The sequence below is a fragment of the Pseudomonas sp. NPDC089401 genome (assembly GCF_044749485.1).
Taxonomy (GTDB): Bacteria; Pseudomonadota; Gammaproteobacteria; order Pseudomonadales; family Pseudomonadaceae; genus Aquipseudomonas.
Genome location: NZ_JBIVIA010000015.1, coordinates 73,547 through 87,379, shown reverse-complemented (window position 1 = coordinate 87,379; position 13,833 = coordinate 73,547). Strand labels below are relative to the sequence as shown.

General features: G+C 61.5%; 12 protein-coding genes and 1 pseudogene. 6 read left to right on the top strand and 7 right to left on the bottom strand.

Features of this window, described 5'->3' with window-relative positions; genetic code table 11:
- Positions 1 to 195: 195 nt before the first annotated feature.
- The 5 genes from ACIP21_RS25845 to ACIP21_RS25825 are packed head-to-tail and all read left to right on the top strand — an operon-like array spanning position 196 to position 5,523.
- Entirely contained in the window at positions 196 to 1,548 is a 1,353-nt protein-coding gene (locus tag ACIP21_RS25845) for a carbohydrate porin (protein WP_400693884.1), read from the top strand.
- Between the two features lie 36 nt (positions 1,549 to 1,584).
- Positions 1,585 to 2,742, top strand: a complete 1,158-nt coding sequence (locus tag ACIP21_RS25840) for an alpha/beta hydrolase family protein (RefSeq protein WP_400693881.1) — start codon at positions 1,585 to 1,587, stop codon at positions 2,740 to 2,742.
- Between the two features lie 27 nt (positions 2,743 to 2,769).
- A complete protein-coding gene (locus tag ACIP21_RS25835; protein ID WP_400693997.1) occupies positions 2,770 to 3,729 on the top strand; it encodes a VOC family protein in 960 nt (319 codons plus the stop codon).
- Positions 3,726 to 4,718 carry a fumarylacetoacetate hydrolase family protein gene (locus ACIP21_RS25830; RefSeq protein ID WP_400693878.1) on the top strand — a complete coding sequence of 331 codons (993 nt, stop codon included), beginning with the start codon at positions 3,726 to 3,728 and terminating at the stop codon, positions 4,716 to 4,718. Before ACIP21_RS25835 ends, ACIP21_RS25830 begins: the two co-directional genes overlap by 4 nt.
- Before the next feature lies 1 nt (position 4,719).
- Positions 4,720 to 5,523, top strand: coding sequence for a cyclase family protein (locus tag ACIP21_RS25825; RefSeq protein WP_400693876.1), 804 nt, complete (start codon positions 4,720 to 4,722; stop codon positions 5,521 to 5,523).
- A gap of 7 nt (positions 5,524 to 5,530) precedes the next feature.
- Here ACIP21_RS25825 and ACIP21_RS25820 read toward each other — a convergent pair whose 3' ends face one another.
- Entirely contained in the window at positions 5,531 to 6,301 is a 771-nt protein-coding gene (locus ACIP21_RS25820; RefSeq protein WP_400693873.1) for an SDR family NAD(P)-dependent oxidoreductase, read from the bottom strand.
- A 365-nt stretch (positions 6,302 to 6,666) separates the two neighbouring features.
- On the opposite strand from ACIP21_RS25820, the gene ACIP21_RS25815 reads away from it, so the two are divergent.
- Positions 6,667 to 7,860: an ATP-binding protein gene (locus tag ACIP21_RS25815; RefSeq protein WP_400693870.1), complete on the top strand. Its 1,194-nt coding sequence runs from the start codon at positions 6,667 to 6,669 to the stop codon at positions 7,858 to 7,860.
- On the opposite strand, the gene ACIP21_RS25810 is transcribed toward ACIP21_RS25815, so the two are convergent.
- The 6 genes and pseudogenes from ACIP21_RS25810 to ACIP21_RS25785 form a co-directional block, all read right to left on the bottom strand.
- On the bottom strand, positions 7,829 to 8,830 hold the full coding sequence (locus ACIP21_RS25810) for a 5'-nucleotidase (protein ID WP_400693867.1): 1,002 nt from the start codon (positions 8,828 to 8,830) through the stop codon (positions 7,829 to 7,831). The genes ACIP21_RS25815 and ACIP21_RS25810 overlap by 32 nt on opposite strands.
- A gap of 151 nt (positions 8,831 to 8,981) precedes the next feature.
- Positions 8,982 to 10,598, bottom strand: a complete 1,617-nt coding sequence (locus ACIP21_RS25805) for an ATP-dependent nuclease (RefSeq protein WP_400693864.1) — start codon at positions 10,596 to 10,598, stop codon at positions 8,982 to 8,984.
- A 370-nt stretch (positions 10,599 to 10,968) separates the two neighbouring features.
- A pseudogene (locus ACIP21_RS25800) lies at positions 10,969 to 11,157 on the bottom strand (5'-nucleotidase); the annotation flags it as partial.
- Between the two features lie 79 nt (positions 11,158 to 11,236).
- Entirely contained in the window at positions 11,237 to 11,602 is a 366-nt protein-coding gene (locus ACIP21_RS25795; RefSeq protein ID WP_400693861.1) for a hypothetical protein, read from the bottom strand.
- Between the two features lie 17 nt (positions 11,603 to 11,619).
- Positions 11,620 to 12,360, bottom strand: coding sequence for a hypothetical protein (locus ACIP21_RS25790; protein ID WP_400693858.1), 741 nt, complete (start codon positions 12,358 to 12,360; stop codon positions 11,620 to 11,622).
- Between the two features lie 234 nt (positions 12,361 to 12,594).
- Positions 12,595 to 13,737, bottom strand: coding sequence for an MBL fold metallo-hydrolase (locus ACIP21_RS25785; protein WP_400693856.1), 1,143 nt, complete (start codon positions 13,735 to 13,737; stop codon positions 12,595 to 12,597).
- Between the last annotated feature and the right edge of the window lie 96 nt (positions 13,738 to 13,833).

Sequence of the window (13,833 nt, the reverse complement as noted above, 5' to 3'; positions counted from 1 at the left end):
GTCGGGGGGCATGATAAATATCGATACGGCGTTATCCGATTACCTGATTGAAAGATGCGAGGCATAAACAATCGAGATAGCGAGTGCTCGTCATAAACGATTTCTAAGTTGTCGGCGGCTGTGAACTACTAATGCCGCAAGTCCGCAAGTTGCGGCGGTTTCCGTAAAAACTACAAGAACTTCGGGAGTCATGACGTGCTTAAAAGTCCAATGGGCAGTTGCCTGCCATCGTTTGCCGTACTGCTCGGGTCATCGTTGTTCGCCACTGCTGTTTTCGCGGTCTCCAGCGAAGAAGCGGAGACGACCGTGCAGGCCTCCGAGCCTCCTGCACGCCACAGCTGCGAGTATTTCGACCAGTTCAGCCCGCGGGCCACCGCGGTCATTCGTGCGCCTTCGGTCTGCGAGTCGCTGTTGGGCGATGTCGGTGGGCTGCGCTCCGACCTTGCCGATCACGGTATCGGCCTGCAGCTGAGCTGGAACCCGATGGGCATGTACGACCTCAAGGGCCAGAACCGCAACCCGCAAGAATACGGCGGGCAGAACTTCACCTGGAACCAGAGCCTGTCGCTCAACCTGACCTATGACCTGGAACGCATCGGTTTCAGCAAAGGCGCGCAACTGACCTTCAACCCGCAATGGCAGACGTCCAGCTACGAGGCCGGCTACCCGCGCCTGAACAACGTGGCGATCCTTGCCGTGAACCAGCCGTTGAACGATGGCAGGCTGGAACTGCAATACGGCTTCTATCCCTTGATCCGCCAGTTCTACGGCATGATCCTGGGCGGCAACTCGGCGTCCGCGGCGCTGGGCCCGACCAGTGTGATCCCGGTGCAGGTGGGCCTGAGCCTGAATGCGCCCACGCCGGCCTTCGATGTCACCTTCCGCGACAGCAGCAAGCGCTGGTACAACCATTCCTCCATCAGCCGCAGCATGACCCCGGAAGGCTTCCTGGCCGATGTGCAGAAGAACCCCTCCGGCCTGAAGCTGCGGGTCGATGGCGCCAACCCGATCTTCGTCAACGAGTTCGGCTACAAGGTACAGCCCACTGCAACCAGCCGCTCGCATTGGTTTCGCGCAGGGCTGATCTACAACACGTCCCACTACACCTACTTCAAGACCCAGCAGCCGACCGACAGCAACTACGGCGCTTACGTGGCCAACACCGTGCAGCTGACCACGCCCAACCCGGGCACCCCGCAGGGGCTGTACCTGGACACCAAGGCGAGCTGGGCGCCGGAGGACCGCAACGCCTACCACGGCGACATCCAGGCGACGCTGTACGACATCGGCCTGTTCCCCGGGCGCCCACGCGACATGACCTCACTCGGTTTCACTCGTTCGTTCATCAGCAAGGACTTCCGTGAAGCCCTGGGCCAACAGGGACTGGAACCGGCCGACACCATCACGGCCGTTTCACTTTCCCACGCCTTCCGGGTCACCAAAGGCATCTACTGGATCAACGGTTTCACTTACCAGGACAACCCGACGCTGGTACCCAAACGCGGGGACGCGTTCTTGTGGCAGACCAGCATGTACTGGAACTTCTGAGTTCAACCCGTTAATGGATTCTGCAAAGGGTTTTCCATGTTTCGATACTTCCCCAAGCACTACGTATGGAACTTGTCCGTCGACCTGGCCATTGAAATGGGCGCGCGCATCGGTGAAATCGAGCAGATGTGTGCCCCCCTGCTGAACGCCTCCACTCAACCCGATGCCGAGGCGAGCGCCGCCTTCCGCGCCAGCTGGTCGGCCATGGCCGACAAACTCTGCGCCCTGGCGCAGGAAGACGAGGCCCAGGGCCGGTTGTTGTCGGCGGGCGAAAAGCTCAACCGCGCCGCCATCTACTACATGACCTGCGAGCGCTTGCAGGGGCATGGCGCCCCCGGTCGCGCCGCGCTGTACAGCACCTTCCTCGACACCTTCGCCCGCGGCCTGCGGCTGAGCCATGAGAACTGCGAGCGGGTCGAGATCCCGTATGCCGGCACCCACCTGTCGGCGTTGTACGTGCGCGCCGAAGGCGTCGAAGGCCCGGCGCCGATCCTGGTGCAGGTCAACGGCCTCGATTCGACCAAGGAACTCAAGTACCGGGTCGGGCTGCCCGCCTGGTTGGCCAAACGCGGCATCGCCTCGCTGATCGTCGACCAGCCCGGCACGGGCGAGGCGATCCGCCTGCAGGGGCTCAAGGCGCGCTTCGACAGCGAGCACTGGGCGAGCCGGGTGGTGGACTACCTGGAAACCCGCGCCGACATCGACCCCGGGCGCATCGGCCTGGAAGGGGTGTCGCTCGGCGGCTACTACTGCCCGCGCGCGGTGGCCTTCGAGCCACGCTTCGCCTGCGGCGTGGTCTGGGGCGCCAACCATGACTGGCGCGAGGTGCAGAAGCGCCGCCTGGCGCGCGAAGGCGACTTCCCGGTGCCGCATTACTGGGAGCACGTGCGCTGGGTCTGGGGCGGCAAGGACATCGATGAATTCATGACCATCGCCGAACAGGTCCACCTCGACGGCATCCTCGACCGCATCCGTGTGCCGTTCCTGGTCACCCACGGCGAACAGGACTCGCAGATCCCCTTGAAGTGGGCCGAGCGCACCTACGCGCAACTGGTCAACAGCCCCAAACGTGAACTCAAGGTGTTCACCCCGCGCGAAGGCGGGGTGCAGCACTCCAGCTTCGACAACTCGATCAACGCCGGGCACTACATCGCCGACTGGGTGGCAGAAACCCTGGGCGCCCGCACGGCCTGAACCCTGATGACCCACAAGGAACCGATGATGAAGATTCTTGGCCCTGACTACCTCGTGTTCGGCGTCGATGACCTGGCCGCCTGCGCACGCTACCTGACCGACTACGGCCTCGAGCCGATCGGCGTCGATCAGTCCGGCGGCCGGTTCGAGGCACTCGACGGCACGGCGGTGATCCTCCGGGCGCGCGACGACGCCCGCTTGCCGGCGCCGATGGACACTGCCTCCCAGCTGCGCGAGACCGTCTACGGCGTCGCCGGCGAGGACGACCTGCAAGCCATCGAGCGCGAACTGCGCAAGGACCGTGACGTTCGCCGGGGCGACGACGGCGTGCTGCGCTGCGTCGACGACATGGGCTTCGCACTGGGCTTCCAGGTGACCCAGCGGCGCCCGATCGCGCTGCTGGCCGAAGCGGTGAACGCCCCTGGCGATGTGGTGCGGCGCCAGGTCAACCAGCTCGGGCTGACCGCCAACCAGGTGGCGCTGCCGCGCAGCCTGTCCCACGTGGTGTATTTCGTGCCCGATGCCGCGCGGGCCGAGGCGTTCTATCGGCGCATCGGCTTCGTCTGCACCGACCGTTTCACTGGCGTCGGGCCGTTCATGCGGCCGGCGGGCACCCAGGACCACCACACCCTGTTCCTGATCCAGACGCCGCCGGCCATGAAGGGCATCGAGCACTTCACCTTCCACATGGGCGGGCCGACCGAGGTGATGCTGGCCGGCAGCCGTTTCGTGGAAAAAGGCTACACCTCGTTCTGGGGGCCGGGGCGTCATCAGCTCGGCTCGAACTGGTTCTGGTATTTCAAGAGCCCGCTGGGCTGCAACGTCGAATACGACGCCGACATGGACCTGCATGACGACCACTGGACCGCGCGTGAGGCTGCACCCGGCGCGGACAATTCGCAGTACTTCCTCTTCGCCCATCAGGCCAAGTGGGCGCCAGGCGGCCCGCCAGCGGGCAAAGGCAAGGCTGCGGAGCCGGTGGCATGAAGCTCGCGACCCTGGGTGACGGCAGCCGCGATGGCTGCCTGCTGGTGGTGTCCCGCGACCTGGCCCTGGCGGTCTCGGCCAGCCCGCATGCCGCGACCCTGCGCGAGGCGATCGAGGGCTGGGACCAGGTCGCGCCTGCGCTGGCGGACCTGTACCGGCGGCTCAACCTGCGCCAGGCCGAAGGCGCGTTCGCCTTCGACCCCAGCCAGGCCATGGCGCCCTTGCCCCGGGCGTTTCAATGGTGCGATGGCTCGGCCTTCCTGCAGCACGGCCAGCGCATGCAGCAGGCGTTCGGCCTGCCACCGATTGCCGATGTCGACAAGATCCCGCTGATGTACCAGGGCGCCGGCGATGACTTCCGCGGCGCCCACGCGCCGATCCAGGTGGCGGATGCCGGCTACGGCATCGACTTCGAAGGCGAGTTCGCCGTGGTGCTCGACGATGTGCCCATGGGCTGCAGCGCGGCCCAGGCAGGCAGCCATATCAAGCTGATCGTCCAGCTCAACGACGTCAGCCTGCGCGCGATGGCCCCGCGCGAGATGGCCACCGGCTTCGGCTTCATCCATGCCAAGCCCTCGACCAGCTTCGCACCGGTGGCGATCACCCCGGACGAGTTGGGGGCAGGCTGGCAGGACGGTCGCGTCGCGCTGCGCCTGCACACGCAGCTCAATGGCCAATGGTTCGGCCACCCCGACGCCGGGCAGATGCACTTCAGCTTCCCTCAGTTGATCGCCCATGCGGCGCTGACCCGGCGCCTGGGGGCGGGCACGATCATCGGCTCCGGCACCGTTTCCAGTGCGCGGGAAGAGGATGGCTTCAGCTGTATTTCCGAGCGCCGCGCCGTCGACAAGCTCCAGGGCAGGGCGCTGACGGACTACCTGCAATTCGGCGACGTGGTGCGCATGCGCGCCGTGGACGAGCAGGGCGCAGCACCGTTCGGCGTGATCGAACAGACTGTCACCGCCATGCCTGGACAAGGGGGAAGATGAGATGGATTTCAGCCAATGCCGACTGGTCGACCTTTCGGTCACCCTGGACAACAACCCGCACACCGATCCACCCCCGCTGCTGCCGCGCATCGACTACATGGATCACCAGCAAGGCTGGCCGGAGATGCAGGCGATGTTCCCCGGCCTGCGCAAGGAAGACTTGCCGGGTGACGAGTCCTGGGCCGCCGAGCGCCTGAGCATCACCACCCACAGCGGCACCCACATGGACGCGCCCTGGCACTACGCATCGACCACCGACGAGGCACTGGCCGACGGCGCCCGGCCTGCGTTCGGCATCGATGAACTGCCGCTGGAGTGGTGTTTGCGCCCCGGCGTCAAACTCGATTTTCGGCACCTGGCGGACGGCCATGTGGTCCAGCCGGACGAAATCGAACAGGCGCTGCAGCGCATCGGCCACACCCTGCAGCCGCTCGATATCGTGTTGATCAATACCCGGGCCGGCAGCCTGTTCGGCCAGCCCGGATACCTCGATGCGGGCGTGGGCATCGGGCGTGAGGCGACCTTGTGGATGCTGGAGCGAGGGGTGCGGGTGGTGGGCACCGATGCCTGGAGCTGGGACGCCCCTTTCAGCTTTACCCGTGCGCGCTTCGAGCAGTCCGGGGACCCGTCGATCATCTGGGAGGGGCACAAGGCCGGGCGCGACATCGGTTACGGGCAGATGGAGAAGCTGGCCAACCTCGAGTCGTTGCCTGACAAAGGCTTCTGGGTCAGCTGCTTCCCCTACAAGATCCGCGCGGCTTCGGCGGGCTTTGTCCGTGCCGTGGCGATGGTGCCGGGCAGCTAGCCCGGCTTCACCATTCGATCGCTTGCCCGTCCCAGGCCCGGAAGCCGCCACTGTCCATGGGCCCGAAGCGGCCCACCAGACCGATCAGGCACTGCGCCGCGAATGCCGGCTCGAACAGCTTGCCCGCCGGCACATTGTCTTGAAACGGGCGCGACAGCGCGGTGTCGGTGGTCCCCGGATGCAACGCCAGCACCGTCGCTGCCGGGTTCAGCCGTTTCAGCTCGATGCTCGCCGTGTGCAGCAGCTGGTTCAGCGCTGCCTTGCTCGCCCGGTAGCTGTACCAGCCACCCAGACGGTTGTCACCGATCGAGCCGACCCTGGCCGACAATGCAGCGAAGGTCGTCGGCCCTTTGCGCAGCAGCGGCAGCAGGTGCTTGAGCAGCAGGATCGGTGCGAAGGCGTTGCTCGCGAAACTCGCCTGCAACCCGCTCAGGTCCAGCTGCAGCAGCGACTTCTCGGCCTTGGCGCCGTCCTGGTGGAGGATGCCCAGGGTGCTGATGACCAGGTGCAGGTGAGCGCAACTGCGCCCGACCTCAGCGGCCAGCGCCGCCAGTGCAGCCTCGTCGCGGGCGTCGCAGTCGATCAGCGTGAGGCGCTCGCCATGGATCTGCGCCAGCGCCAGCAGCGCGTCATTGCTCCGGGCATGGCGCGACACCGCCCACAGTCGCGCGACGTCATCGCACGCCAGCAGTGCGCTGCACAGGGCCAGGCCGATGCCTTGGCTGGCACCGCAGACCAGGGCATTGGCCCGGCCATTCAGTTCGGGAATCAGGCTCATGCAGCACCTCGCGTAATGGCGATCAAGCGCCGTTCAGCAGCGCTGCCGGGTTGGCAAGCCCTGCAACGAACGCCCTGATTTCGCGCTTGCCACGTAGATGCAGCGTAGGCACTTGCGGCCCGACTTTCCGGCGAACAGCTTCAATCTGTAGTCCTATTCCGAAACTTGTAACGCCGGGCTTTCGGTGATTGCGACTGGCGCATTTGCCCTCTAGCTTCGCTAGCCGTCGCCACTGTATGGCGCTCCTAGTCAGAAGGTGAGCGTCGAAGGCGCTTTGCTCAAGTGGAGGAGGGGGGATGTTGTCAGATCAAGTGAAGTTAGCTAGTTTATCTAAAATAGATAAACCTGCTAATTTCGGTATAACCATGGACCCGATCACCAATCCCTACTCCCCCGGCGCAGGTGCACCACCGCCAGCATTGGCCGGCCGCGATGCCTTGCGCAAGCAGGTCAGCATTGCGATCGCCCGCATTCGTCGTGGGCGAACGGCGAAGAGCGTATTGATGGTCGGTTTGCGCGGTGTGGGCAAAACGGTACTGCTTGAGAAAATGCGCATCGAGGCCGAGGCCGAAGGCATCCACGCCATTCGCATGGAGGCGCCGGAAAACCGCTCGCTACCGGCACTGCTGGCGCCGCAACTGAGGCTGGCGCTGCTTCGGCTGAGCCGGGTGGAGGCTGCGCGAGACATGGCGCAGCGAGGGCTGCGGGCCCTTGCCGGGTTTGCCAGGTCGTTGAAGGTCACCTACGCCGATATCGAAGTAGGGCTGGATCTAGAGCCCGAGCCCGGGTTGGCTGACAACGGTGATCTCGAAGGTGACCTGGCGACATTGTTGGAGGAGGCCGGCAAGGCCGCGCAACGCGCTGACACCGCACTGGTGATGTTCATCGACGAACTGCAGTACGTCGCCGAAGAACAATTGGCTGCACTGATCACGGCTTTGCACCGCTGCGCACAGGGCCAGCTCCCCGTCACGCTGGTTGGGGCGGGGCTGCCTCAGCTCAGAGCGCGGTGTGGCAACGCGAAGTCCTATGCCGAGCGGTTGTTCGATTTCCCTGAGATAGGTCCGCTTGCGCCTGAGGCGGCAAGGTTCGCGATTGCACAGCCTGCCGAAGATGAAGGGGTTGCCTTCGAAGAAGAGGCACTGGCGTGTGTGCTGGAGCACTCCCAGGGCTACCCGTATTTCTTGCAGGAGTGGGGCAAGCACGCATGGGATGTCGCGCAGCAGAGCCCCATCACCAAAGCGGACGTGGAAACGGCATCCGAGCAGACGATCGCAACGCTGGATGAAAGCTTCTTCCGTGTGCGTTTCGATCGGCTGACGCTTGCAGAAAAGAAGTACTTGCGCGGTATGTCGGACCTTGGGCCTGGTCCACACCGTTCCGGCGATATTGCGGCCAGCCTGGAGCGCAAGGTTTCCACACTGGCGCCGCTTCGCAGTGCATTGATCGAAAAAGGGATGATCTACAGCCCGAACCACGGCGATACCGCGTTCACCGTGCCGTTGTTCGATGAGTTCATGCGCCGCATCATGCCCGGCGAGGATTGGCGGACGGCGTAGCTTCACTCTCCGCAGTCAAAACCAAGGGAGCCTCCGGCCCCTTGCCTTTATTCGCCACCCCGAACGGCACATGCACCATCGGCAGATCCCCCGCCGCCGAGTACAGGTGGCTGCGCTGGTCATCGAAGAACATGTGCGGTTTCAGAATCCGCAGTACCCGTTCTTTCTCCATGCCACCGAGGAAGAATGACTCATCCGGCGAAACCCCCCAGTTCTTCAGCGTCGTCACGACCCGCTCGTGCGCAGGCGCATTGCGCGCGGTGACGATGGCGATGCGCAGGATGCGCTTGTATTCGGGGTCCTGCGCCAGCTTGCGGTCTTCGAGCTGACGGATCAGCGACAGCTTCTTGTACAGGTCCGCCAACGGGCCGGGCTGATGGGGGATGGCCTTGCGGTCGCGCTCATGGGCCTGGAAGTCGTCGAGGTTGAGGTTCTGCTTGTACACGCTCTCGGCCTCGTCATCGGCGATCACGCCGTCGAAGTCGAAGGCCACGCGCAGCTCGGTGTCGATCTCGTCGTCGTAGATGCGCGTCGGCAGCACCAGCCCGGCCGGGTAGTCGGCGTCGATGGCGCGCTGCACGTCGCCTTCGTGGGCGCTGAGGAACAGCGAGGCATTGAAGGCGGGGATGTACTCATAGGGCGAGCGGCCGGACATGAACGCCGCGCGGGTGATGTCGAGGTTGTAGTGGTTGATCGAGCGGAACACCCGCAGGCCGGTTTCCGGCGAGTTGCGCGAGAGCAGCACCACTTCCACCGGCAGTTGCTCGGGGAAGGCCTGGTTGATGCTCAGGAAACGGCGGATGAACGGGAAGGCCACGCCCTTGGGGAAGGGCACGTCGAGGTTGGCTTCCTGGTGCAGGCGGTAGGCTTCGACGCCGTCGGCCTGGTAGATGTCGTCAGAGACGGTCAGGTCGAACAGGGCGCTGGATGCGACGCCGACGACGAGTTTGTCCTGGATGGGGAAGGGCATGGTTGGCGTTCTCCGTTGCCGTCAGGTCAAAGCTTGTTCCATTTAAGCACTCTGTTGATCGGTTTACGCGTGTCAGTTGTTGTCGACGGAGACCAGCACTAGGTGTTCATTCGTAGAAAGCGAGTCGGTCCAAGGAATAGGGGCATGGCGCTCAAGCCAGATTTCCGTTACACCTTTTGATAAAGTTGCAGAGCTCATTGATTCGGTCGCTCAGGTCGAGAAAAGTGTACTCGGGCTCATGGGTCATGGTATAGCGCTCGGCGACATCGACTTTGTTAGCCACTGAGGATTTTCTAGCGTAGCGTTTCTTGTATTTCATGAGATTTGCCCACTGGCCTGACTCCGTCTGCTTGAGGGCCAGAGGGTGCTGATCTTTTATAGATGATGACAGGTGGGCAGGGTTCAAGTAGTTCTCGATTTCGCGCCCTTTTGTGACCCAGTGCATTCTGTACGGGCTACCGGAGAACTCGCCGATCAAGCGCTGTTTGGTTTCATTGATTTTCCAGTGTTCCGAGCGCTTGTCGCTATCGATAATGACGGCGGCTTTAGGGTTGAGGTGAGTGAGATTTATCAAATCGTTCATAGCCTGCGTATGCTCATTCATCGTGAGGCGGCTGAGCAGGCGTCCTCCATAAAACATTATGCTATAGTGCACGCCCTCAAACAGAGTAGGTGAAATACCCTTGATCCAGTAGTTAATGTAAATACGGTCTGAGGGTCCCTCTACCCAGATGATGCAGTTGCTCATCAAAAGGTCTGATGCAAGATATCCCATTCTGTCTAGTGCGTGCTTCAGGTTTGGGGTCTCCTCTATTGAGGTTCCACTGCACTGTAATATATTGATCTTGGCTTGGGTGGCCGCGTCAATCATTGCGGCGCAATGCGTGGTGATGAAGATTTGTTGTTGTTTTTCTTTTGAAGTGCGCAGTATTTCGTGGGTCAGTGATCTGGTCAAGTTTGGGTGCAAGCTCCGCTCGGGCTCCTCGATGAGGCAAATTGAATGTGTTGGGCAACTTTCCAGCCATTGCAAGATTTTGGCATAAGCCCTCCAGCCTGAGGGTAACCATTCAGCAGGAAGGTTGTTTGGCATCAGGCTGTCCACCCCAAGCCAGACATTGATGGAGCCAGTATCAGATAGTCCAAATGACTCCAGTATTTCTTCGGGTTCACCGTGCCTGTCTTTATGGGTCAATATCCCGGGTATCAAGTGCCTGATGCTGTTGAGTGCTTTTGTGAATGTGTGATCATGGGCTAAATCAATGGGGGTGCCGTTCAGGTAGTAAACACCTTGAAGATCCTGCAAGCCAGCAGTGCCAGTAGCAGGGGGACGTTTGCTCAAGAGTGTATTGTCCGTCAGCGTTACTTGAGGGCCGTGAAGCCCAAACCTATCGACGAACTGATCAATTCGCTGTTGGCAGTACACATATTCCAAGGGGTCAAGGGATGGATCTGTAGGTGTACTGAATAAATAAGTCCACTGGCTTCCGTCTGAAAATTGTATCGAGTAGGCGGGATAGGTGCCATAAGCAGGGTTCTCGCGCGGGAGAGAAGCTAGAACGTTCCTGTCACGTAAGCCTCTGATGATGTCGATGAGGGTCGATTTCCCGGAACCATTCTCTCCAATGAGAATATTTACACCTTGAACATTCACGGGTTTGGTGTTTCTTATTCTCGCAAAATGAGTCGCCCACGGTACATCACCAGGTTCCCAAGCTTCAGTGGGATGCAAAGTGCGGATGTTGGTGATCCATATTTTCTCTATTTTCATGGGGTGCATTCTTTTTGTGTCGGGTTTCGAAGGCGGTGCGATGGGCTCGTTAGTAGAATTGGGCAGATCAAGGTCAAGGTAGCGGTGAGTTGTGAAGCTACTCCGCACCCGACGGCAACTTCAATCCACGGTTTTGAGATCACGCTGACGAAGGTGTGCCATAGCGCCAATGAACAAAGCGCTCCTAAGGGCACGGGTGCAGTGATTAATCCATATTTCCAGCCGCGTTGAATTGCATTTTCGAAGCGGTTGAAACCTTTCTTGGGGCGATACTGCCTCATGTCATTCAGGGCGTTAAGAAGTTTTTTATATTTTCCATGCGTGATGCTTTTCCTTGGTGCAATAAAGCGCTGCCGCAGTGATTGCTTGATTATCGAATAAGGGTGTTAATGTGCGTTGAGTGTCTTTTAAATTTGCATGTGACATTGTTCAGGGCGCTTTGGCGCACCTCCTTTGTGTTCAGCGAGAGCAGCACCACTTCCACCGGCAGTTGCTCGGGGAAGGCCTGGTTGATGCTCAGGAAGCGGCGGATGAACGGGAAGGCCACGCCCTTGGGGTAGAGCATGGCGGGCGGTCCTGGCCGGGGTGACAGCCATAGGCTACACAACGTGGGATAGAACTTCCTACCCCGGTCGCATTCAAGTTCTGCGGCGTCCACTGATCGGCAGCACCGTATAACCGCTCTGGCGAGCCGCCAGCAATGCCCGCTCCTCGCTCAGTTGCTTGATGACCGCAGGGCAATCGTCGGTACTCATGTACAGGAAGTAGCGCCCGCAGTGCCCGCGCAGGATCCGGTAGATTTGTGTCGCGCGGCCCCTCACCGGTGGCTTGACCTTGTCCACCAGCAGCTCGAAGCCCTCGAGTTGCAAGTGCGCAAGGTCCGCCCTGAAGGTGCGCTCCATACGCGCCCACCAACGTTCACGCTGGCGTCCCTGCACATAGCAGAGCATCAGCCCCAGGAAAAGCACGCCAAGGTAGATGACAGTACTCAGCAACCTGTCCATGTCGCCTTGCTCGGGTCTCAGCTGTAGTCGAAGGAGAACAGCACCAGCCCTTCGACTGGTTCGTAGAGCATGACGATGGCGTCCGCACCGGCCGAACGGTAGTGCCAGCCTGGCACGCTTGCGACGTGGTAGAAGCGGTTGCCCGCCGGGCTCAGCGGGTAGGCAAGGGTCGTGTCCTCATCGTCGTCGAGCTCGACGTATTCCATGGGGAACTCGACAGTCTCCACCCAGTTGGCTCGCGCGTCGACGTCGCCGCCCAGTTCGTCCACGAATTCCACTGGTTGACCACGGTCGAAGTCGGGGCGGGCCAGTACACCGCTGTTTCTGTAGGCATCGACGGTGGCGGCGAAGCTGGCGTGCTGTTCGGCGTAGTGCTGCTCGAGGTCGGCCCTGGCCCCGGGGTGAGGGTCGGGCAGGGCGGCGTTGCCTGGGTGCAGGAAGAAGTAGCGCGGGTCGCCGCAGAGGCGGTAGCGGCCGTTCTCGAGCTGGAAACCGATCCAGTTGGTTTTCAGCAAGTCGGTGTGGTGGCCACTGCCTTCGGTGAGGTCGCCGACCAGGCACTCGGCGGGCTCCAGCGGGCTGAGCATGTGCAGGGTGCCGGACCAGGCGGGGTTGACCTGGCTGATGTCGAGGCTGAACAACGGGTGCAGGTGGTGGGCCAGGTCGAGCTGGTCGGGGACGAACACGGCATCGGCGTCGGGGAAAGGCAGCATGCCGGCGGGCGGGGTGCGGTAGTCGGGTTTGAGGGCGTCGGTCATGGGATATGTCCTTATATCTTGGGCAGCAGTTGATGCCTTGTCGGGCTTGATCATTCAGTTTTGCTGGCAATACTCAGCCAGTTTTTCAGGCGTGCGATCAGGAATGAAGGCGCCTTACAGTCAGTTGAAGTCGACATCATCGCACAATGCCCGATATCGCCCCTCGAAATCAGTCGCCACCGCGCCGGCGTCATGCTCCGCAGTCGATCGGTGGGAGGCGCGGTGCATCTTCGCTCATTGTTCACTGACGCCCAACTTACAGGATGCTGGCTCTAGTGGCGTGTAAGGGGCAGTATCATTGACTCGGCGAACGGGTATTTCCGCAAATGGCGCTGGCAGATATACCCGCGCCGGTGAGCCTTGATCCTTGAGTATCATCTTTACGGTATCTACCATTCTACCGACCTCTTGCCCTCTCAGCGGCTCAGGTTCGTTGGGGTTGTTCCCGAAGAAATTCTCCCAGTGGCCCAGCAGCACCAACCTGGGATTGTGGGCCTTGAGCACTTGCTCGGGGTAATTGGCGGCTTTGCGCCATGAGCCGACGCTGAGTATTTCCACATCGACCTGTGTGCTATCGGGGAGAGAGGGCATGATCCCGCAGGGTGCGGATGCTGCACTGTCTTGAAAGTGAATGCGGTATCGCGGTTGGCCCCCTTCATCGAGCAGGTCGATCAGCCAGGCCATGGACTGGCCTTGTTTCCATGAGAGTACAGAGGCCGGCACCTCGGCGAGGTCTTCGTTGTAACTGCCGTGGCCAAACGTATAGCCCAGGACGTGCGGAGCATGCATGCTCTGGATGGGCATGGCTCTGATGGCGCCGCCCTTGGAGGTGATCCAGTACCCGGGCTTGGCAGGGCCGGGAGCGCCGTTGCAACCCGGAACGGTGGCCATGTATCCCTTCGCGCTCTTGACCCGGTCGGGGTCTACCCACGTCCAGTGGGCATCTTCCTTCCTGGTAGGGTCTTTCATCGCATGGAGGATGTGGACCACGGTATCCGAGCCATAGACCTCAGCGTTGGGGGCGTATCTGCGCATGATCCAGGGCACATCGAGCAGGTGATCGTAATGCCCATGGCCTACCAGCAGGAGCGTGACGTCGCACGCGGGAAGTTGCCGCATGTAGGCGTCGATGCGTTTCTTGTCGGCAGCCACCCAGAACGGTGGCCAATGCTTGAACAGGCCCTCGGGATTGCTGAAGGACGGGGCGAGCATGAACCCTTCTCCTCGCCAGTGCATGAGCCAGCCACCCACGCCCAGATACTGGATCTTGGGTTCAGGCAGGTCGTGCGCCCACCAGGGGTCCAGTTGTTCATCTTGCGCCTGTACCAGGCAGGCATTGAGCAGCAACAGAACAGCCAAGCAGAAGACCCTGGACATGCTGCTCACCTCGCAGGAGGTTTGGGGGGACAGCGTTCGATCAAGAATAGGTGAAAACGCACCAGAATTCGGTTCGCTTGTTATCGAAGGTGGCGA

What these genes read in the sequence shown, in the direction of transcription:
- ACIP21_RS25840 (WP_400693881.1), top strand. Translation starts at nt 1,585, where the DNA reads ATGTTTCGATACTTCCCCAAGCACTACGTATGGAACTTGTCCGTCGAC.
- ACIP21_RS25835 (WP_400693997.1), top strand. Translation starts at nt 2,770, where the DNA reads ATGAAGATTCTTGGCCCTGACTACCTCGTGTTCGGCGTCGATGACCTG.
- ACIP21_RS25830 (WP_400693878.1), top strand. Translation starts at nt 3,726, where the DNA reads ATGAAGCTCGCGACCCTGGGTGACGGCAGCCGCGATGGCTGCCTGCTG.
- ACIP21_RS25825 (WP_400693876.1), top strand. Translation starts at nt 4,720, where the DNA reads ATGGATTTCAGCCAATGCCGACTGGTCGACCTTTCGGTCACCCTGGAC.
- ACIP21_RS25820 (WP_400693873.1), bottom strand. Translation starts at nt 6,301, where the DNA reads ATGAGCCTGATTCCCGAACTGAATGGCCGGGCCAATGCCCTGGTCTGC.
- ACIP21_RS25815 (WP_400693870.1), top strand. Translation starts at nt 6,667, where the DNA reads ATGGACCCGATCACCAATCCCTACTCCCCCGGCGCAGGTGCACCACCG.
- ACIP21_RS25810 (WP_400693867.1), bottom strand. Translation starts at nt 8,830, where the DNA reads ATGCCCTTCCCCATCCAGGACAAACTCGTCGTCGGCGTCGCATCCAGC.
- ACIP21_RS25805 (WP_400693864.1), bottom strand. Translation starts at nt 10,598, where the DNA reads ATGAAAATAGAGAAAATATGGATCACCAACATCCGCACTTTGCATCCC.
- ACIP21_RS25795 (WP_400693861.1), bottom strand. Translation starts at nt 11,602, where the DNA reads ATGGACAGGTTGCTGAGTACTGTCATCTACCTTGGCGTGCTTTTCCTG.
- ACIP21_RS25790 (WP_400693858.1), bottom strand. Translation starts at nt 12,360, where the DNA reads ATGACCGACGCCCTCAAACCCGACTACCGCACCCCGCCCGCCGGCATG.
- ACIP21_RS25785 (WP_400693856.1), bottom strand. Translation starts at nt 13,737, where the DNA reads ATGTCCAGGGTCTTCTGCTTGGCTGTTCTGTTGCTGCTCAATGCCTGC.